Source organism: Demequina sp. NBRC 110054 (assembly GCF_002090115.1).
Classification (GTDB): Bacteria; Actinomycetota; Actinomycetes; order Actinomycetales; family Demequinaceae; genus Demequina.
Genome location: NZ_BBRK01000004.1, coordinates 1,974,864 through 1,992,165, shown reverse-complemented (window position 1 = coordinate 1,992,165; position 17,302 = coordinate 1,974,864). Strand labels below are relative to the sequence as shown.

The following is a 17,302-nucleotide window of genomic DNA, read 5'->3' as shown; positions in this document are numbered from 1 at the left end:
TCCCTTCGGTCAGGATCAGGTCCGACACTACTGCCCTTCGGCCTTGCGCGGCCGCGACACGAGCGCCTGGAGCACGGCCTCCTTGGGGGCGCCCTCGTGGATCATCGCGACGACCGCGTCGCAGATCGGCACATCGACGCCCTTCTCGCGCGCGAGCTCCTGGATCGACAGGGAGGTCTTCACGCCCTCGGCGGTGCCTCCGGTGGTCGCGATCGCCTCGTCGAGCGTCGCGCCCTTGCCGATCGCGGATCCCAGCGTGTGGTTGCGGGACAGCGGCGACGCGCACGTCGCGATGAGGTCGCCCATGCCCGCGAGCCCCGAGAATGTCTCGGGCGACGCGCCGAGCGCGAGCCCCAGCCGCGTGATCTCCGCGAGGCCGCGGGTGATCACGGTCGCCGTGGTGTTGTGGCCGAAGCCCATGCCGTCGGCGATGCCGACGCTCACCGCGATGACGTTCTTGTAGGCGCCCGAGAGCTCGACGCCGATGACGTCGGAGTTCGTGTAGGGACGGAAGTAGGACGATGCGGTCGAGGCCGCGACCAGCTCGGCGGCGGCGGAGTCGGCGCCCGCGACGACCGTGGCGGTCGGCTGGCGCTCGGCGATCTCGCGCGCGAGGTTCGGCCCCGAGACGACGGTGATCCGCTCGTCCGGAAGGCTCCACGCCTCGGCGAGCACCTGGGTCATGCGCTGGTGGGTGCCGAGCTCGATGCCCTTCATGAGCGAGGTCACGACCGCGCCGGAAGGCAGCAGGGACGCCCACGGAGAGATCACGCCGCGCACGTGCTGCGAGGGCAGCGCGACGGCGACGATGTCGGCGTCCGCGAGCGCCTCCTCGGCGTCCGTCGTCGCGTGGATCCCCTCGGGCAGGTGCAGCCCCGCGAGGGCACGATCGTTGCGACGCTCGTCCCGCACCTGGGCGACCGCCGCATCGTCCCTGCCCCACAGGGTGACGTCGGTGCCCGCGTCCGCGAGCACCGCGGCGAAGGTCGTGCCCCAGGCGCCTGCGCCGAGCACTGCGGCGCGCGTCACGAGTCGGCTCCCGACACGCGGCCGCCCTTGCGCATGTCCCACGGCATCGCGGGCGGCTCCTCGCCGCGGATGTCGGCGAGCATCGCGGTGAGCGTCGCGGTGACGCGGTCGGTCGCCGCGCGCAGCGTCTCCGCGTCGCGCTTGTCGCCGATGTCGCTCAGGTCGATCGGCGGGCCGGCGACCACGGTGATGGTCTTGGGCGGGATCGGCTTGAAGACCTTGCCGTACGGGGCGAGCAGGCGATGCGCGCCCCACTGGGCGACGGGGATGATCGGCACCCCCGCGTCGAGGGCCATGCGCACCGCGCCTGGGCGGGCGACCATCGGCCACAGGTCGGGGTCACGGGTCAGCGTGCCCTCGGGGAACATCGCGATCATGTCGCCGCGCTGCAGGACCTCGATGCCCTTGTCGACGGCGTCCTTCGCGCGCGACGTGCCGCGGTAGACGGGGATCTGGTCCACGCCGTGCAGCGCCTTGCCGATCACCGGCAGCTCGAACAGCGACGACTTGGCCAGGAACCTGGGCGGATGCCCATTGAGGTACAGGAAGTGCCCGAGCGTGATCGGGTCCGCGTAGCTCACGTGGTTGGACACGGCGATGAAGCCGGAGTCCTTCGGCAGGTTCTCGGCGCCGTGCCAGTCCTTGCGGGTCGCGGGACCGAAGATCGAGCGCAGGAAGTAGGCCGCGGCCTTGTAGCCGCGAGTCTCGGGGGTCGCCATCACTCCACGCTCGCGCCGAGCGCGGCGAGCTTGTCGCGGAAGCTCTCGTAGCCGCGGTCGATGATGCCGATGCCGCGCACGGTCGAGGTGCCCTCGGCCGCGAGCGCGGCGATGAGGTGCGAGAAGCCGCCGCGGAGGTCGGGGACCTCGATGTCGGCCGCCTTGAGGGGCGTCGGGCCGGAGATGACCGCGGAGTGGGTGAAGTTGCGCTGCCCGAAGCGGCACTTCTTGTCGCCGAGGCACTCGCGGTACAGCTGCACGTGCGCGCCCATCTGGACGAGCGCCTCGGTGAAGCCGAAGCGGTTCTCGTAGACGGTCTCGTGGACGATGCTGAGGCCGGTGGCCTGGGTCAGCGCGACGACGAGCGGCTGCTGCCAGTCGGTCATGAAGCCCGGGTGCACGTCGGTCTGGATCGCGATCGGGTTGAGGTCGCCGCCCGGGTGGCGGAAGCGGATGCCGTCGGGGGTGACGGTGAACTCGCCGCCCGCCTTGCGGAACACGTTAAGGAACATGCCCATGTGGCGCTGCTGGGCGCCCTTGACCATGATGTCGCCGCCCGTGGCGAGGGCCGCGCAGGCCCACGAGCCGACCTCGATGCGGTCCGTGAGCGAGACGTGGTCGTAGCCGAACAGCTGCGGCACGCCCTCGATCGTGACCGAGCGGTCGGTGTCGACCGAGATGATCGCGCCCATCTTCTGCAGCGTGTCGATCAGGTCCTTGATCTCGGGCTCGACCGCCATGTTGTGCAGCGTCGTGATGCCCTCGGCCATGACCGCGGTGAGCAGCAGCTGCTCGGTCGCGCCGACGGACGGGTAGGCGAGCTCGTGGTGGATCCCCTTGAGCCCGTTCGGGGCGGTGAGGTGCAGGCCGTCTCCGGCCTCCGTCACCACGGCGCCGAACTTGCGCAGGATCTCGAGGTGGAAGTCGATGGGCCGGTCGCCGATGCGGCAGCCGCCGAGGTCGGGGATGACCGCCTCGCCGAGGCGGTGCAGGAGCGGGCCGCACAGCAGGATCGGGATGCGCGACGAGCCCGCGTGCGTCGCGATCTGCATCGCGTCGGCGAACTGGAGCTCCGACGTGTCCATGCTGAGGACGCCGGACTCGACGTCGTAGTCGACCTCGACGCCGTGGAGGCGCAGGAGGGACGACACGACCTTCACGTCGCGGATGTCGGGAACGTTGCGCAGCGTCGACGTGGTGGAGCCGAGCAGTGCTGCGACCATGGCCTTGGAGACGAAGTTCTTGGCGCCTCGGACGGTGATCTCGCCCTCGAGCGGCCGCCCGCCGGTGACGCGGATGGAATCGGTCATGGTCCTATGGTGCCCCATCTCGGCTGTACGACCGGCCTCGACTCCACAGAGAGATGCCGCGGAATCACGAAACACCAGGGCCTTCGGCTCTAAGGTGGAGAGGTGACCGACCCGCCCCGCGTCCTGTGCGTGGGCCTTGCCACGCTCGACGTCGTGCAGCTCGTCGAGCGGCTGCCGCTCCCCAATGAGAAGGTCGCTGCGCTCGACTTCCTGATCGCGGGCGGTGGTCCCGCCGCGAATGCCGCGGTCGCGTCCGCTCGATGCGGCTCCGAGACCGCGCTCGTCACCGCGCTCCCGCCGCATCCGCTGACCGACCTGGTGCTCGCGGACCTGCGCGCATGCGACGTCACCGTGCACGTGGAGGACTCGACCGGGGAGGGCCCTCCGGCGACCGCCGCGATCATGATCACGCGCACGACCGGCGACCGCGCCGTGGTGTCGCCGACGGGTACCGCCGCGTCGGAGAGGGACACTCCCCCGAGCCTCGACGCCGCGGCGCTCGTGCACGGGCTCGATGCCGTGCTCCTGGACGGCTACCACCGGCACCTCGGCATCCCGATCGCGCGCGCGGCCCGCGAGGCCGGCGTGCCCGTGATCCTCGACGCCGGCAGCTGGAAGCCGTACACGCCCGACGTGCTCGACCACGTCGACATCGCGGTGGTCTCCGACGACTTCGCTCCCCCGGGCACCGAGGGAGATCCCGCAGCGGTCATCGACACGCTCCTCGCGCTCGGCACGCAGCGGATCCTCATCACGAGGGGCGGAGGCTCGGTCCTCTACCGCACCCCCGTGGGCTCCGGCGAGGCCGATGTGCGGCCGGTGCCCGTGGTCGACACCCTGGGAGCGGGCGACTTCTTCCACGGTGCGTTCGCGCATCGGATCGCCGAGCTGGGCCTCGAGGACGAGAGGATCCACGACGACGCGGTCTGGGCCTCGGCGGTCGCGGGGACCTCTCTTGGCTCGTTCGGTACCCGCGCATGGCTGCGCGGCCGACTTCCCCACGAGCGCTGACCCTCAGCAGCTCCCCGGCGTGAGCCTCAGATCCGCCGCGCGCGACGAGTCGTGCGCGAGCCAGAAGTTCTCGGCGTCCACCGTGTCGACCCAGACACGCGCGGGGCCAGGCTCGCGCCCCGTCGCGACGCGCCTCGCGATGAGCCGCTCGCGGCACACCTCCCACGGCACGTCCAGGAACCACAGCGCGTCGATCCGGTCGCGCACGCGCCGCCACGCGAGCGTGTCCAGCGCGAGCCAGTTCCCCTCCACGAGGACGATGCGGCAGTCGACGGGGATGGACAGCCTCCCCTCCACGGGCTCGTGGAGGGCGCGGTCGTAGTCCGGTACCGGCACGGGTGCCTCGCGCTCGCCTCGCAGGGCGTCGAGGAGGATCGCTAGCGCGTCGGGATCGAAGGTCTCGGGCGAGCCCTTGCGGCCCGCCAGCCCGCGCGCGACGAGCTCGGCCTGCGCGAGGTGGAAGCCATCCATCGGGACGACGGCGGGCGCGAGATCGGGTCGACGCTGGCCGATCGCCGCCGCGAGCGCCGCCGCGAGCGTCGACTTCCCGGAGCCGGGCCCGCCTGCGATGCCGAGGATGCGGGTGCCCGCGGAGGAGTCGGCCTCCTCGATGGCCTTCGCGGCGAGCGCGCCCGCGAGGTCGAGCGTCGCGGCAGGAATCGTGGGGTCCGTCATGGCGCCGTCACGAAGATGTCGAACAGGTCCGGGTGGTGGCCGTGCACGAGCACCGCGAACACCACCGCGTCGAACAGCAGGTGGACCGCGACCACGTAGGACAGCGAGCGGACCTTGGAGAACAGCCACCCCTGGACGAGCGCGAAGGGGATGGTCAGCAGCGGCCCCCATTCGCGGTAGCCGAGCTCCCACAGGAAGGAGACGAAGACGATGGCCTGGAGCACGTTCGCCACGGGGACGGAGAAGTGCCGGCTCAGCAGCCCGAACACGACGCAGATGAAGAACAGCTCGTCCCACAGGCCCACAGCGTTGACGCCGAAGAAGAGCCGCGCGATGTCCTGCCCGCCGTCCAGGGGCGGCCAGTTGAGGTACGCGCCCGAGCCGAGGAAGTACCAGGGAAGGAGGAGGTAGCCGATCACCACGACAGCTCCGAGGTATGCCCACATGGCGGGGGTCCAGCGTCGTCCGGTGCGCACCGGGAAGTGCACCGCATCGTCCCTGTAGACCCAGCGCGAGACCGCCCACGGCACGAGGACGGCAAGCGACAGCACGACCGCGAAACGCACGATGCCGGCGTCCGAGAGATCGGCCTTGAGGGAGATCGTGGAGATGATCGCCTGCCCCGCGGCGATCAGGGCGAGGTCCTTGCCGAGGGCGCGGTCGACCACGAGCCCGAGCAGCACGCCCACGACGAGCGGCACGTAGCCGAGCGGGCGCACGTGGACGGCGAACAGCAGGACTGCGGAGCCGGACACGAGCGCGGCGGCCGCGAGCCGCGCGGCGCGGATCGACCATGCGTCGGCGGGTGCGCGCGTCTGCCCCGTTGCCACGGCGCTCACGTCATCCTCGCGCGGACAAGCGGCATGAAGACCTCGTCGACGATCCACGCGAGCCGCAGCGCGCCGGGGGCCTGCCGCGTCATGAGCACCTCGGCGCTGAACAGGTCGAAGGGCAGTGCGAGCAGCCACGGGTCGATCCCACCCTCGGGAGCCTCGCCGCGCTCGACCGCGCGGAACCAGACGTCCTCCATGCGCGTCACGGAGTCGGAGAGGAAGATCTCGCGCAGGCGCGCGCGCTCGGCGCCGTCGGCGAGAGCGTCCCCCGAGGCCGAGGCGTACAGGAGCGCCTCGTAGCGGTCGGGACGCAGAGACGCGTTGCCGAGCAGCACGAGGACGTCGTTGCGCAGTGAGCCCGTGTCGAGCGCGCCCTCGTCCTCCTCGCGGCCGCGCTTCCACAGCGCGGCCTTCATGAGCGCGGCGCGGTCGTCCCAGCGGCGCGCGAGCACGGTGCGGCTCGTGTGGGCGCGGCGCGCGACCGCGTCGAGGGTGAAGGCCCCGTGGCCGCCCTCGCTCAGCACATCCCAGGCCGCGTCGAGGATCGCGTCCTCGAGCACATCGCCCCGACGTCGGCGCTTGATGGCTCCCTCAGAGTCCATTTCCGCATCCTATTCTCCGCATTGCCACCGCTCCAGGCCCTCTTTCCGCGAGGGCGCCGATGTTGCTACGTTCGTTCACAGACACGTTCCGACCAAGGGAGGTCGCACGGTTGACGACTCGACGAGCGCCCGCACGGGCGAGCGCAGGCTCGGATGGGCGGGACTGATCGGCCTGATCGTCGCGTTCCTGCTCGGACCGTCCTTCTTCAGCGTGTTCGTGCTCGGAAGCGAGTCCGAACGACTCTTCCCCGACACCCATGCGGGCCTCCACCTGGCGCAGGTCCACGCGTTCGGCACGGCGATCGTGCTGCTCGCGATCTGGGCACTGCGCTGGTGGCGTCCAGTCTTCGTGGACGACGTTCCGGCGCGGCGCTGGCTGTGGGCGCCGAGCCTCGCGATCGTCGTCGTCGCGATCGCCCTCGCGGACTACGGCAGGATCTCCGAGGCGGGCCTCTCGGCCTTCGCGGCTCTCGCGCTCGGCACCCTCTTCATCGCGTTCGGAGAGGAGCTGATGTTCCGCGGCGTGCTCGTGCACTTCCTGCGTGCGCGCTGGGGAGAGCTGACGGTGATGCTCGTGAGCTCGGCGGTCTTCGGTCTCGCGCACTTTCTTGCGGGCCCCGTCCAGATCGTCTTCTCGTTCCTGCTGGGCATCGTGCTGTACACCGCCAGGCGCGTCTCCGGCGGATTGATCCTGCCCATCGCCGTGCACCTGCTGTGGGACCTGAGCGTGTTCACGTCGTTCCTCACGACGGACCCGGCCGAGGGCTCGGACGCCTCGTTCGCGCTCGCGCTCGTCAACATCGTCGGCGTCGTCGCGATCCTGGCGCTGTGGCGCAAGGTCGCGCCGAAGCAGACAGGCTCGGTCGCCCCCGTGTCCGAGGGCGACCGAGCCTGAGCTGAGCACGCGGGTCAGTCGACGGGACGCGCCGCGACGATCTCCTCCTTGGGGAGGGTCTTCGCGGGAAGCGTCTTGGGGCGCCACGAGTCGCGCGTCTGCTCGAAGGCCGTGATGGCCTCCTCGTCGCGCAGCGTCAGGCCGATGTCGTCCAGGCCCTCCATGAGGCGCCAGCGGACGTAGTCGTCGATCTCGAACGGCACGGTGAGCTCGCCGCACGTGACGGTGCGGTCCTCGAGGGAGACGGTGATCTCCTTGCCCGGCTCGGTCTCGAGCAGCTTCCACAGCAGCTCGATGTTCTCCTGGCTGACGATGCCGGCGACCAGGCCCTGCTTGCCCGAGTTGCCGCGGAAGATGTCGGCGAAGCGCGGCGCGAGGACCACCTTGAAGCCGTAGTCCTTGAGCGCCCACACGGCGTGCTCGCGCGACGAGCCCGTGCCGAAGTCGGGGCCGGCCACGAGGACCGAGCCGGACGAGTACTCGGGCTGGTTGAGAATGAACTCGGGGTCGCCGCGCCACGCGGCGAACAGCGCGTCCTCGAAGCCCGTGCGCGTGATGCGCTTGAGGTACACCGCGGGGATGATCTGGTCGGTGTCGACGTTGGAGCGACGCAGCGGGACGCCGACGCCGGTGTGGGTGGTGAACTTCTCCATGGCTCGTCTCCTTTACGCGAGCGCCGAGGGCGCGTCGGCGAGGTCGTCGGGGCTGGACAGGGTTCCGCGCACCGCCGTGGCGGCGGCGACGAGCGGGGACACGAGGTGGGTGCGACCGCCCTTGCCCTGACGTCCCTCGAAGTTGCGGTTCGAGGTCGACGCCGAGCGCTCCTGCGGCTTGAGCTGGTCGGGGTTCATGCCCAGGCACATCGAGCAGCCCGCGTTGCGCCACTCGCCGCCGAAGTCGAGGAACACCTTGTCCAGGCCCTCGCGCTCGGCCTGGAGGCGCACGCGCGCCGAGCCGGGGACCACGAGCAGGCGGATGTTGTCCGCCTTCTTGCGGCCCTGCAGGATCGCGGCGGCGGCGCGCAGGTCCTCGATGCGGCCGTTGGTGCACGAGCCGAGGAAGACAGTGTCGATCTCGATGTCGCGCAGCGGGGTGCCGGGAGTGAGGCCCATGTACTCGAGCGCGTTGACCGCGGCCTCGCGGTCCGACTCCTCGGCGAAGTCCTCGGGGTCCGGCACGTTCGCCGACAGCGGCAGGCCCTGACCGGGGTTCGTGCCCCAGGTGACGAAGGGCTCGAGGTCGGCGGCATTGAGGTTGACCTCTGTGTCGAACACCGCGTCGTCGTCCGTCTTGAGCGTCTTCCAGTACTCGACCGCGGCGTCCCAGTCGGCGCCCTCGGGAGCATGCGGGCGGCCCTTGACGTACTCGAAGGTGGTCTCGTCCGGCGCGATCATGCCCGCGCGGGCACCGGCCTCGATCGACATGTTGCAGATGGTCATCCGGCCCTCCATCGAGAGGTTGCGGATGGCCTCTCCGCGGTACTCGAGCACGTAGCCCGCGCCGCCTCCGGTACCGATCTTCGCGATGATCGCGAGGATGATGTCCTTCGCGGTCGCGCCCTTGGGCAGCTCGCCGTCGACGTTGATCGCCATGGTCTTGAACGGCTTGAGCGGCAGGGTCTGGGTCGCGAGCACGTGCTCGACCTCGGAGGTGCCGATGCCGAAGGCCAGCGAGCCGAAGGCGCCGTGGGTCGAGGTGTGCGAGTCGCCGCACACGACCGTCATGCCGGGCATGGTCAGGCCGAGCTGGGGACCGACGACGTGGACGATGCCCTGGTCGGCGTCGCCGAGCGAGTGGATGCGGACGCCGAACTCGTTGACGTTCTCGCGCAGCTTGTCGACCTGCTTGCGGCTGGTCTCGTCCGCGATCGGGAGGTCGATGTCGAGCGTCGGGGTGTTGTGGTCCTCGGTCGCGATCGTGAGCTCGGGACGACGCACGGGGCGGCCAGCGAGGCGCAGGCCCTCGAACGCCTGGGGGCTCGTGACCTCGTGACACATGTGAAGGTCGATGTAGATGAGGTCGGGCGCGCCGTCCTCACCCTTCTTGACCAGGTGGTCGGCCCACAGCTTCTCGGCGAGGGTGGTACCCATGCTCTCCTCCTCGATCTCAGCCTAGACATCTCATATTTTGAGACGCTAGTATCGCTCTATGGACAATCATAGCGGCGTCGGCGTGATTGACAAGGCAGCGGCTCTGCTGGCCGCCTTGGAGGAGGGCCCCGCCACCCTCGGACAGATCGTCACCACGACGCACCTCGCGCGTCCCACCGCACACCGGCTGCTGCTCGCGCTCGAGCACCACCGCCTCGTGGGCCGTGACACGACCGGGGCGTTCATCCTGGGTCCGCGCTTCGCGCAGCTCGCCGCGGCCGTCGGCGAGGACCGGCTCGTGTCCGCCGCGCAGCCCGTCCTGACCGTCCTGCGGGACCGCACCGGCGAGTCCTCGCAGCTGTACCGCCCGCACGGCGATCAGCGCATCTGCATCGCCTCTGCCGACCGCGCGATGGGCCTGCGCGACTCGATCCCTGTCGGGACGACGATGACGATGTCCGCCGGATCCGCTGCGCAGGTGCTCACCGCGTGGGAGGAGACCGAGCGGATCCACCGCACGCTCGCCTCGGCCCGCTACACCGCGCGCGACCTCTCCGTGGTCCGCGAGCGCGGCTACGCCGAGTCCTCCGGCGAGCGCGAGCCAGGCGTCAGCTCCGTGTCCGCGCCCGTGTGGGGAACCGCCGGCACCGTGATCGCCGCGGTGTCGATCTCCGGCCCTGCCGAGCGCATGACTGCCCACCCCGGGACGATGCACTCCACCGCGGTCGTCGAGGCGGCACAGCAGCTCAGCGAGGTCCTGCGCCGCACCGCAGGCTGAGACTCCGCGCCGCACACACGCGGCCCGCTCACGGTCAGCCGTGCGAACCCTGGTGCGCCGCTGCTGCACCCATCCGACGGGCGACCGCGCGCACCCGGCGGTAGATCTCCTGCCCAGGTCCGCCCACGTCCGCGACGACGACCATGATCAGGTCGGCGTCAATAGCACGCGCGATCAGCTGCGCGTCCGCGCCATAGACGATCACGCCCTGCGTCTCACCGACCGCGAACTGCTGAGCCACGACCGTCGCGGCTCCCACGAGGCCAGACACGAGGGCCGCGCCCGCCGCGCGCTGCTCGAGCGCCGCATCGTCGTGGTGGGGGACGCCGTCGTGCCGACAGAAGAGCACGCGGCGCACCCCTGGCGCCCCGCGGAGCTCCTCGGCGACCGCCGCACACTCGCCGCGTGAGATCACAGGGAAGCCATCGAGACGCCCGACAGCGATCGCAGGGTCTCCACCTCGTGGTGGCCCGCGGCGCCGAGCGCGCCAAGGTCCACGTTCACCTCCGCGATGATCGCGAGCAGATGCGAGCCATCGATCGGATACACGACGAGGCAGCGCTCTGCGCTCATGGTGATGCCGAACTGCAGCGTCCCCAGGTCGAGCGAGGACGATGCGGTCTCGCCAAGGCCGAGCACAGCGGCGGTCAGCGCCGCGCCTCCGTCGCGCTGCTCGAGCGGGACGTCGTCGTACAGCGCGATCCCGTCCGTCCTCGCGATGATCACGCGCGTCACGCCGGGGACCTGCCGGCGCAGGCGGGCCGCGCACAGCAGCCCATGCTTGGGGACGATCATGCGCGCGCCGTCCGCAGCGCCTCGGCGAGGTCGACCTGGCTCATGAGGGCGCCAAGGAGATCCAACCCCTGTGCCTTCTCGCGGGGGTCGCACGCCACGATGAGGCCCGGGTCCACGCCGAGGAAGCGCCCGAGCTCCTCAGCGGACAGGGCCGCCGGGTCCCAGCGGTTCGCGGCGACCAGGAACGGCACGTGCGGCGCGAACGCCTGGAACTGCCGCAGGATCGACTTGAGCTGCGCCTGCGCCTGCAGCCGGCTCGCGTCGACGAGCAGCGCGTACGCGCGCATGCCCTTCGACAGGGTCGGCCACATGAAGCTGAACCGCTCCTGGCCCGGCATCCCGAAGAGCGTGATGACCTGCTCGTCGCGAAGACGGACGGTGCCGTGGTCCATCGCGACCGTGGTGCGGCTCTTAAGCGCCGACGTCGCGTCGGAGACGCCCCGCTCGGCGCCGACCGCATCCGCGCTCAGCGTCTTCACGAGCGTCGTCTTGCCCGCCCCGAAGGGCCCAGCGATGACGATCTTCGTCACCTCGCTCGACATGTGGCTCCCTCCCCGGGCTCGACCCGAGAATGCGGGGCGGCGAGGATGCCGCCCCGCGATCGCGGTCAGATCTGGATGGACTTCTCGATGTTCGCAAGCTGGCGGCGCGCCATGGCGAGGTTCGCCTTGTCCTTGACCAGCGCGAGATAGAGGAACAGACCCTGACCCGTCGCCGCGGTGAGCGGGTGGATGATGTGGAACTGATCCTTGAGCACGATCATGATGTCCTCGATCGGGCCCTCGATGCCGGTGGAGTCCATGACGCGTAGCTTCGCGCGCACGACCTCCGTGTTGCCGGCGCCCGCAACCTCGAGATCGATGCCCGAGCCCGCGGTCGCGAGCGTCATCCCGGTCTCGAGATCGACGAGCGCGGCGGCCTTCGCGCCGTCGATGGTCATCGCGGCCTGGACGGCCTCATTCGGGGTAGCCATGGTGATTCTCTCCCTCTCCCGGGCCCGCAGGCCCCTGTTGGTACGTACACGAGGGACCGGCGCGTCCGGGCAGGCACAGATGGCACGCCCAGGTTCACGGCTCGTCTTTCCCTCAGCAACCGAGCCGTCGCGTCACTAGATGCCAGGCGATGATAAGCAGATGATCACCCGTGTCGACACCAGACTTGGATGACATGTCACCAATATCGAAATCGGGAAGGGACCAACCGAGACATACCGGGGGCGGTATCGTCGCTGACCGAGAATCACGAACGAAACATCGGTGCTATTCACTGGCCTCATGCGTGTCGACGACTACCTGAGGCTCCTGCCCAAGACCGAGCTGCACTGCCACTTCGTCTCGACCATGTCCGCCGGACGGCTGATCCAGCTCGCCGAGCGCTACGGCGTCGAGTTGCCGACCACCGATCCGGACCGGCTCTTCGACTACGACGACCTCGCGGACTTCCTGGTCGCCTTCCGCGCCGCGACGGACGTCCTGCGGTCGGCCGACGACCTCGCCCAAGTCGCGTACGACGGGGTGCGCGCGGACGTCGCCGAAGGGTCGCTGCGCTACCGCGAGTACTACGTCAACCCGCAGTACTTCGCACCGAAGGGACTCGGCTACCGCGACCTCCTCGATCCGGTGATCGACGGCCTGCGCGCCGCGGAGCGCGACCTCGGAGCCCGCTTCCGCCTCGTCGTCGCGATCAACCGCCAGGACTCCCCCGCCTCGGCTCTCGAACTCGTCGAACGGGTGATCGCCGACCCGATCGCCGAGGTGGTGGGGATCGGCATGGACGACCTCACCCCCGAGCTCACCGAGGACCCCGCTCGCTTCGCGGAGGCCTACGGGCTCGCACGAAGCGCAGGCCTCAAGACGACCGCACACGTCGGCGAGCGGCCCGTCGATACCCCCGAGAATGTGCGGGTCGCGCTCGAGGACCTCCGGGTGGACCGGATCGATCACGGCTACCGGATCGTCGACGACCCCGAGCTCACCGAGCGCGCCCGCGAGGCGGGCATGCACTTCGCCACGACGCCGTGGTCCACGACCATCTGCTCCGGCTGGACGATCGATCCCGAGCATCGCATCCGAAGGATGATCGACGCGGGGCTGTCCGTGAGCTTCTCCTCCGACGACGCGGTGTTCTTCCGCACCTCGGTCGCGCGCGAGTTCAGGGAGGCGCTGCCTCTCATGGGCCTCGGGGTCGACGACGCGAAGCGCATCGCGCTCGCCGGGATCGACGGGGCGTTCTGCGACGAGGACACCAAGGCCTCGCTGCGCGCGCAGTTCGGCGCGGAGATCCTCGCGCTCGACACCGCGTTGAGCGCGAGCTGACAGCTCCGCGGCCGGGCCATCGCCCCTGTTGCGGACCGGCATGCCCCGTTTCGGGACCTTCGTCCGACGCGCCACCGAAGGCGACCGGTCACCCTTGAGACATGGCTATCTGGGTGGTGTACGAGTCGCTGTGGGGCAACACGGCCGCCATCGCCCGCGCCATCGCTGAGGGCATCGGAGACGAGGCCGTCGCGGTGTCGACGGCCGACACCGACCCGGCGGACGCGACGTCGATCCGCGCCCTGATCGCGGGAGCTCCAGTTCACGGGATGAGCCTGCCGACCTCGCAGTCGCTGCTGTCGGCCGCGGGCAAGAAGGCCGACGAGTCGCACGCCGCGCCGCGCGTCGACGAGCCGCTGATGAGGACCTGGCTCGAGGGTCTGCCCCAGCTCGACATCCCCGCGACGGCCTTCGACACCCGCGTGCGCGGCCCCTTGGGCCGAGGCGCCGCGACGGCCATCATCCGCGCCGAGTCGGCCAAGGGATGCACCCTGCTGGCGCAGCCGAAGGGCTTCCGGGTGGACTTCCGCAACGCCGGCCCCGACGAGGCCGACCTGCTCAAGGACGGTGAGTTGGCCAAGGCTCGCGCCTGGGGTCAGCAGCTCGCGACCTCACTCGCGGCCGCCGCGGCCTGACCGACGTCAGTCCGTCTCGGGCTCCTCGGCGTCGCCATCGTCGGAGTCGGCGGCTTTGCCACCCGCCTTCGACTGCGACTGCTTCGCGGTGTCCGAGTTCCCACCGGCGTTCGAGTGCGACTCGCTCGCGCCTCCCGCATTCGCGTTGCCGTTGCCGTTGCCGTTGCCTGAGCCGCTCTCCGCGGACTCGTCAGAACTCGTCGCCTCGTCTCCGTCGGCCTCTTCCTCGTCGACCGCATCGTCCGCGCTCGCGCCCTTGTCCTTGGCCGTCGCGGCGTCGCCGGAGTCCTTGGTCTGTCCGGGCGCGTCTCCCGAGTTGCCGGGAGCATCGTCCGTCGTGGCGCTGCCTGTCGTGGACTCGTCCGTCGTGCTCGGGTCCTCCGCCGCTTCGGCGTCGTCGTCGCTGACGATCCCGCGCGCACGCTCGGAGACAGCCCGTCCGAACTCGCGTCCGGTGAGGTCGGTCTCGGCCATGAAGGTGAGCATCGCTGACACTTGAGCGCGTCGCTCCGCCGAGGTCTCGGAGCTGTCGCTCATCACCGACTCCGCAGCGCTGAGCAGGCCGGCGAGCTCGTCCGCCTGCTCCTGGTCGAGGTCGTCCATCTCCTCGACTGCCTCGACGGACAGGTCGAGCGCCTCGGCGATCTGATCGTCGGCGACGAGCGCTCGCACCTCGAGGAGGCGCTCCTCGGCGCCGCCCGCGTTGATGCCGAGACGCTCGAGCGCACGGTCCAGCCCGTACAGCGCGTCGCCAGGCGCGGCCTCGTTCGCGGCGGCGACGCCTCCGAACGACAGGGCCACGGCGGCGGCCACAGCGATGGCCGCGGCGGCGCGGCGCTGGAGGCGCACGCGTCTGCGGGGGTGCACGCCGACCGGGTCGCCGCCAAGGGGGGCGACGGCGACCGCGGCGGCAAGCCTGCCTGCGAAGGCGGCCGTGTGCACTGCGTCCGGCTCGGAGACGTAGGTCCGACGCAACGCGTCGAACGCCTCCGAGAGGACGGCCATGTCCGCGCCCTCGGGGTCGAGGCCCTTGAGCGCGGAATCGAACTCGTCGTCACGAGCGGGGTGATTCGTCATGGCGTCCTTGTTATCGCTGGCCGGCGCCGAAAGGTGACGCACCGTCGGAAAGATTCTGTCGCAGCGTCTTGAGCGCGCGGCTCTGCATCGCCTTGACCGCACCCTCGGAGCGATCCAACACGCGGGCGGTCTCCGCGACGGAGAGGTCGCCGATGACGCGCAGCATGAGCACGTCTCGCTGCGCCACGGAGAGGCCCGCGGTGAGGCTCTCCACCTGGTCCACCGACAGGCGGCCCATCGCCTCCTCCTCGACGTTGCCGAGCCAGCCGGACTCGGCGTGCTCGAGCGCGGCCTCGCCGTCGAAGGTGGGCACCCGTCGGCCCTGCTTGCGGAAGGCGTCCTGCATGCGCCGGTGCGCGATCGTGAAGACCCATGCGCGGAAGTCGGCCTCGTCGCCCTCGAAGCGGTGGATGTCCTGAGCGACCGAAAGGAAGGTCTCGGAAAGGACGTCCTCGGGATCCGGGGCACCCCTGCTTCGCAGGTACCCACCCACGGGCCCCGCGAGGTCACGGTAGAGGTTCTCCCATGCCCATGCGGCACCGGTCCGCGCGGCCTCGAGCACCGAGTCGAAACCCGTCCCCAGCGCCACACCGCCCCCTCACCTGTCGCTGTCCTGCATCGACCCATTGGCCTGGCCAGACCCTACCTCTCAGCGGGCGCGTGATCTGGCCCGCTGCGCACGCCGTGGGGAATCCCACTGAGGCTGCCACCGTTGCAGCGGCATGGGCTCCCGCATCGTGGTCTTCGACGGCGACTGCGGGCTGTGCAACGGCTTCGTCGCATGGCTGCTGCGTCACGATCCCGAGGGCCGGCACCTCATCACGGGAAGCGGAAGCGACGTCGGGGCGGCCATCGTCGCTCGAGCCGGACTGCCCACCGACATCTCCAAGTCGACTCTCCTGCTGTGGGCTGACGGCGAGGTGCTGCTCAGGTCCGATGCGGTCCTCGCCATCCTTGGAGCGCTCCCCTGGCCTTGGCGCGCGCTCGGCGCGGGGCGCCTGGTTCCCCGTGGACTCCGCAATCGCGTCTACGACGCGGTGGCCGTGCGCAGGCCGCGCATCGACGGCGACGCCGCGTGCGGGGTCCCGCCTGCTGATCTCGTTGCACTGTGGAGGTCGCGGCTGGCCGCGCCGGCAGATCTGTGACGGCGGCGCGCGCGATGAACCGGCGCGAGCGCGGCTCCGAGAACCGCCCCGCTCCGTGAACCAGCCCACTATCTACGCGTGGACTACGTTGGCCCCATGCCCACCTGCGCGATGACGGCTGCCCGGCGGCGCCCATGAGCACCGCGACCGTCATCGGCGGCGGCCCCGCCGGCCTCTTCGCCGCCGAGACGCTCGCGAGAGCGGGCGTCGATGTCACCGTGCACGAGCGCAAGCCCTCGCCCGGCCGACGGTTCCTGCTTGCGGGGCACGGCGGGCTGAACATCACGCACTCCGAGCCCCGCGCGCCGTTCCTCACCCGCTACGGCAGCTCAGCGGACAGGATCGCGCCGATGCTCGAGCGGTTCGGCCCCGACGATCTGCGTGCCTGGTGCGCCGAGCTGGGCGAGCCCACCTTCGTGGGATCCAGCGGACGGGTCTTCCCGCAGGCGTTCCGCGCGACTCCACTGTTCCGCGCGTGGCTCTCGCGCCTAGGCGAGCTGGGCGTGCGCCTCGAGCGACGCTCCCAATGGTGCGAATGGGATCCGGAGGGCAGGGTGCTGATCGCCGATGCCACCGGCAACACCAGGGCGGTCGAGACCGACGTCACGGTGTTCGCGCTGGGCGGGGCCTCGTGGCCCCACCTCGGTGCGGACGGCGCGTGGGTGGGACCTTTCCGAGAGCGCGGCGTGGGGGTGACGGAGCTCAGGCCCGCGAACGTCGGCCTGCGCGTCGCGTGGTCGGACGTCTTCGTCGAGCGCTTCGCGGGGGCGCCGCTCAAGAACGTGTCGCTCTCGGTGCGCGGCAGCGGCGCGGCGCCTCAGCGCGGCGACGCCATGCTCACGCGCACGGGCATCGAGGGCGGGCCCGTGTATGCGAGCGGCGCCGCCGTCCGCGCCGCGCTCGACGCTGCCGCGTCCGAGGGCGCTCCTTGCGTCCTGGAGGTGGATCTCCGGCCCGACCTCGATGCGGACCAGCTCAGGCGGCGCCTCGAGCGTCGACGGCCCAAGGACTCGGCATCGACGTGGCTGCGCCGCGCGGTCGGGCTCGACCCCACATCGATCGGGCTGCTGCGTGAGGCGGACGGCGGAGCACTGCCGACAGAGGCCACCGAGATGGCGGCGCTCATCAAGGCGGTGCCGGTCACGATCACGGACACCATGCCGATCGACCGCGCCATCTCCACCGCGGGAGGCATCGCATGGTCCGAGGTGGACGAGCACCTCATGCTGCGCCGCATGCCGGGCACCTTCGTGGCCGGCGAGATGCTCGACTGGGAGGCGCCGACGGGAGGCTATCTGCTGCAGGCCTCGTTCAGCATGGGCGCCTGGGCCGCTGACGGCGCGCTGGCGTGGCTCGGGAGCGACGCCGCGCCGTAGCGCCCCGAGTGAGGACG

Annotated in this window: 21 protein-coding genes; 7 read left to right on the top strand and 14 right to left on the bottom strand. The window is 70.7% G+C overall.

The features are described 5' to 3' along the window. Positions 1-27: 27 nt before the first annotated feature. The 3 genes from B7K23_RS09105 to murA are packed head-to-tail and all read right to left on the bottom strand — an operon-like array spanning position 28 to position 3,058. Positions 28-1,029 carry an NAD(P)H-dependent glycerol-3-phosphate dehydrogenase gene (locus B7K23_RS09105; RefSeq protein ID WP_084126012.1) on the bottom strand — a complete coding sequence of 334 codons (1,002 nt, stop codon included), beginning with the start codon at positions 1,027-1,029 and terminating at the stop codon, positions 28-30. Further along, the gene (locus B7K23_RS09100; RefSeq protein WP_084126011.1) at positions 1,026-1,748 is read right to left on the bottom strand and encodes a 1-acyl-sn-glycerol-3-phosphate acyltransferase; all 723 of its coding nucleotides are present in this window, start codon (positions 1,746-1,748) and stop codon (positions 1,026-1,028) included. Before B7K23_RS09100 ends, B7K23_RS09105 begins: the two co-directional genes overlap by 4 nt. Further along, positions 1,748-3,058, bottom strand: a complete 1,311-nt coding sequence (murA, locus tag B7K23_RS09095; protein ID WP_084126010.1) for a UDP-N-acetylglucosamine 1-carboxyvinyltransferase — start codon at positions 3,056-3,058, stop codon at positions 1,748-1,750. Before murA ends, B7K23_RS09100 begins: the two co-directional genes overlap by 1 nt. Positions 3,059-3,160: 102 nt before the next feature. Here murA and B7K23_RS09090 point away from each other — a divergent pair, with 102 nt between their 5' ends. Continuing rightward, entirely contained in the window at positions 3,161-4,069 is a 909-nt protein-coding gene (locus B7K23_RS09090) for a PfkB family carbohydrate kinase (RefSeq protein WP_084126009.1), read from the top strand. 3 nt (positions 4,070-4,072) lie between these two features. On the opposite strand, the gene B7K23_RS09085 is transcribed toward B7K23_RS09090, so the two are convergent. Genes B7K23_RS09085 through B7K23_RS09075 form a run of 3 tightly spaced genes read right to left on the bottom strand, consistent with a single transcriptional unit; the run spans position 4,073 to position 6,179 of the window. Continuing rightward, entirely contained in the window at positions 4,073-4,744 is a 672-nt protein-coding gene (locus B7K23_RS09085; protein ID WP_084126008.1) for a hypothetical protein, read from the bottom strand. After that, complete coding sequence (locus B7K23_RS09080) at positions 4,741-5,574, bottom strand: CPBP family intramembrane glutamic endopeptidase (RefSeq protein ID WP_143338216.1); 834 nt, start codon at positions 5,572-5,574, stop codon at positions 4,741-4,743. The genes B7K23_RS09085 and B7K23_RS09080 overlap by 4 nt, the downstream gene beginning before the upstream one ends. A gap of 5 nt (positions 5,575-5,579) precedes the next feature. Next, positions 5,580-6,179, bottom strand: a complete 600-nt coding sequence (locus tag B7K23_RS09075) for a TetR/AcrR family transcriptional regulator (RefSeq protein WP_143338177.1) — start codon at positions 6,177-6,179, stop codon at positions 5,580-5,582. 211 nt (positions 6,180-6,390) lie between these two features. On the opposite strand from B7K23_RS09075, the gene B7K23_RS09070 reads away from it, so the two are divergent. Continuing rightward, positions 6,391-7,074 (top strand): CPBP family intramembrane glutamic endopeptidase, encoded by a 684-nt coding sequence (locus tag B7K23_RS09070; RefSeq protein ID WP_159451371.1) that lies wholly within the window; start codon positions 6,391-6,393, stop codon positions 7,072-7,074. Positions 7,075-7,088: 14 nt separating this feature from the next. On the opposite strand, the gene leuD is transcribed toward B7K23_RS09070, so the two are convergent. Continuing rightward, on the bottom strand, positions 7,089-7,727 hold the full coding sequence (gene leuD, locus B7K23_RS09065; RefSeq protein ID WP_084126005.1) for a 3-isopropylmalate dehydratase small subunit: 639 nt from the start codon (positions 7,725-7,727) through the stop codon (positions 7,089-7,091). Between the two features lie 12 nt (positions 7,728-7,739). After that, positions 7,740-9,164: a 3-isopropylmalate dehydratase large subunit gene (gene leuC / locus B7K23_RS09060; RefSeq protein WP_084126004.1), complete on the bottom strand. Its 1,425-nt coding sequence runs from the start codon at positions 9,162-9,164 to the stop codon at positions 7,740-7,742. 58 nt (positions 9,165-9,222) lie between these two features. On the opposite strand from leuC, the gene B7K23_RS09055 reads away from it, so the two are divergent. After that, positions 9,223-9,942, top strand: coding sequence for an IclR family transcriptional regulator (locus tag B7K23_RS09055; protein WP_084126003.1), 720 nt, complete (start codon positions 9,223-9,225; stop codon positions 9,940-9,942). A gap of 34 nt (positions 9,943-9,976) precedes the next feature. Here the strand turns inward: B7K23_RS09055 and B7K23_RS15495 are convergent, their stop codons facing one another. The 4 genes from B7K23_RS15495 to B7K23_RS09035 form a co-directional block, all read right to left on the bottom strand. Further along, positions 9,977-10,357, bottom strand: coding sequence for a roadblock/LC7 domain-containing protein (locus B7K23_RS15495; protein WP_159451370.1), 381 nt, complete (start codon positions 10,355-10,357; stop codon positions 9,977-9,979). Continuing rightward, complete coding sequence (locus B7K23_RS09045; protein WP_084126001.1) at positions 10,354-10,737, bottom strand: roadblock/LC7 domain-containing protein; 384 nt, start codon at positions 10,735-10,737, stop codon at positions 10,354-10,356. The genes B7K23_RS15495 and B7K23_RS09045 overlap by 4 nt, the downstream gene beginning before the upstream one ends. After that, positions 10,734-11,279: an ATP/GTP-binding protein gene (locus B7K23_RS09040; RefSeq protein ID WP_084126000.1), complete on the bottom strand. Its 546-nt coding sequence runs from the start codon at positions 11,277-11,279 to the stop codon at positions 10,734-10,736. Before B7K23_RS09040 ends, B7K23_RS09045 begins: the two co-directional genes overlap by 4 nt. 65 nt (positions 11,280-11,344) lie before the next feature. Continuing rightward, entirely contained in the window at positions 11,345-11,710 is a 366-nt protein-coding gene (locus tag B7K23_RS09035; protein ID WP_084125999.1) for a hypothetical protein, read from the bottom strand. Between the two features lie 301 nt (positions 11,711-12,011). On the opposite strand from B7K23_RS09035, the gene add reads away from it, so the two are divergent. Both add and B7K23_RS09025 read left to right on the top strand, forming a co-directional pair. Next, complete coding sequence (add, locus tag B7K23_RS09030) at positions 12,012-13,052, top strand: adenosine deaminase (RefSeq protein ID WP_084125998.1); 1,041 nt, start codon at positions 12,012-12,014, stop codon at positions 13,050-13,052. Between the two features lie 101 nt (positions 13,053-13,153). After that, positions 13,154-13,687: a flavodoxin domain-containing protein gene (locus B7K23_RS09025; RefSeq protein WP_084125997.1), complete on the top strand. Its 534-nt coding sequence runs from the start codon at positions 13,154-13,156 to the stop codon at positions 13,685-13,687. Positions 13,688-13,693: 6 nt separating this feature from the next. On the opposite strand, the gene B7K23_RS15730 is transcribed toward B7K23_RS09025, so the two are convergent. Together B7K23_RS15730 and B7K23_RS09015 are read right to left on the bottom strand one after the other, a co-directional pair. Continuing rightward, positions 13,694-14,764, bottom strand: coding sequence for a hypothetical protein (locus tag B7K23_RS15730; RefSeq protein ID WP_084125996.1), 1,071 nt, complete (start codon positions 14,762-14,764; stop codon positions 13,694-13,696). A gap of 10 nt (positions 14,765-14,774) precedes the next feature. Next, entirely contained in the window at positions 14,775-15,353 is a 579-nt protein-coding gene (locus B7K23_RS09015; protein WP_084125995.1) for an RNA polymerase sigma factor, read from the bottom strand. Between the two features lie 133 nt (positions 15,354-15,486). Between B7K23_RS09015 and B7K23_RS09010 the strand changes: the two genes are divergently transcribed. Further along, entirely contained in the window at positions 15,487-15,909 is a 423-nt protein-coding gene (locus B7K23_RS09010; RefSeq protein ID WP_084125994.1) for a thiol-disulfide oxidoreductase DCC family protein, read from the top strand. A gap of 134 nt (positions 15,910-16,043) precedes the next feature. After that, positions 16,044-17,285 (top strand): TIGR03862 family flavoprotein, encoded by a 1,242-nt coding sequence (locus tag B7K23_RS09005; protein ID WP_084125993.1) that lies wholly within the window; start codon positions 16,044-16,046, stop codon positions 17,283-17,285. Positions 17,286-17,302: the final 17 nt, after the last annotated feature.

Coding starts and splice junctions, on each gene's coding strand:
- B7K23_RS09100 (WP_084126011.1), bottom strand. CDS start 1,748: ATGGCGACCCCCGAGACTCGCGGCTACAAGGCCGCGGCCTACTTCCTG.
- murA (WP_084126010.1), bottom strand. CDS start 3,058: ATGACCGATTCCATCCGCGTCACCGGCGGGCGGCCGCTCGAGGGCGAG.
- B7K23_RS09085 (WP_084126008.1), bottom strand. CDS start 4,744: ATGACGGACCCCACGATTCCTGCCGCGACGCTCGACCTCGCGGGCGCG.
- B7K23_RS09075 (WP_143338177.1), bottom strand. CDS start 6,179: ATGGACTCTGAGGGAGCCATCAAGCGCCGACGTCGGGGCGATGTGCTC.
- leuD (WP_084126005.1), bottom strand. CDS start 7,727: ATGGAGAAGTTCACCACCCACACCGGCGTCGGCGTCCCGCTGCGTCGC.
- leuC (WP_084126004.1), bottom strand. CDS start 9,164: ATGGGTACCACCCTCGCCGAGAAGCTGTGGGCCGACCACCTGGTCAAG.
- B7K23_RS09055 (WP_084126003.1), top strand. CDS start 9,223: ATGGACAATCATAGCGGCGTCGGCGTGATTGACAAGGCAGCGGCTCTG.
- B7K23_RS09045 (WP_084126001.1), bottom strand. CDS start 10,737: ATGATCGTCCCCAAGCATGGGCTGCTGTGCGCGGCCCGCCTGCGCCGG.
- B7K23_RS09040 (WP_084126000.1), bottom strand. CDS start 11,279: ATGTCGAGCGAGGTGACGAAGATCGTCATCGCTGGGCCCTTCGGGGCG.
- B7K23_RS09035 (WP_084125999.1), bottom strand. CDS start 11,710: ATGGCTACCCCGAATGAGGCCGTCCAGGCCGCGATGACCATCGACGGC.
- add (WP_084125998.1), top strand. CDS start 12,012: ATGCGTGTCGACGACTACCTGAGGCTCCTGCCCAAGACCGAGCTGCAC.
- B7K23_RS09025 (WP_084125997.1), top strand. CDS start 13,154: ATGGCTATCTGGGTGGTGTACGAGTCGCTGTGGGGCAACACGGCCGCC.
- B7K23_RS15730 (WP_084125996.1), bottom strand. CDS start 14,764: ATGACGAATCACCCCGCTCGTGACGACGAGTTCGATTCCGCGCTCAAG.
- B7K23_RS09010 (WP_084125994.1), top strand. CDS start 15,487: ATGGGCTCCCGCATCGTGGTCTTCGACGGCGACTGCGGGCTGTGCAAC.
- B7K23_RS09005 (WP_084125993.1), top strand. CDS start 16,044: ATGAGCACCGCGACCGTCATCGGCGGCGGCCCCGCCGGCCTCTTCGCC.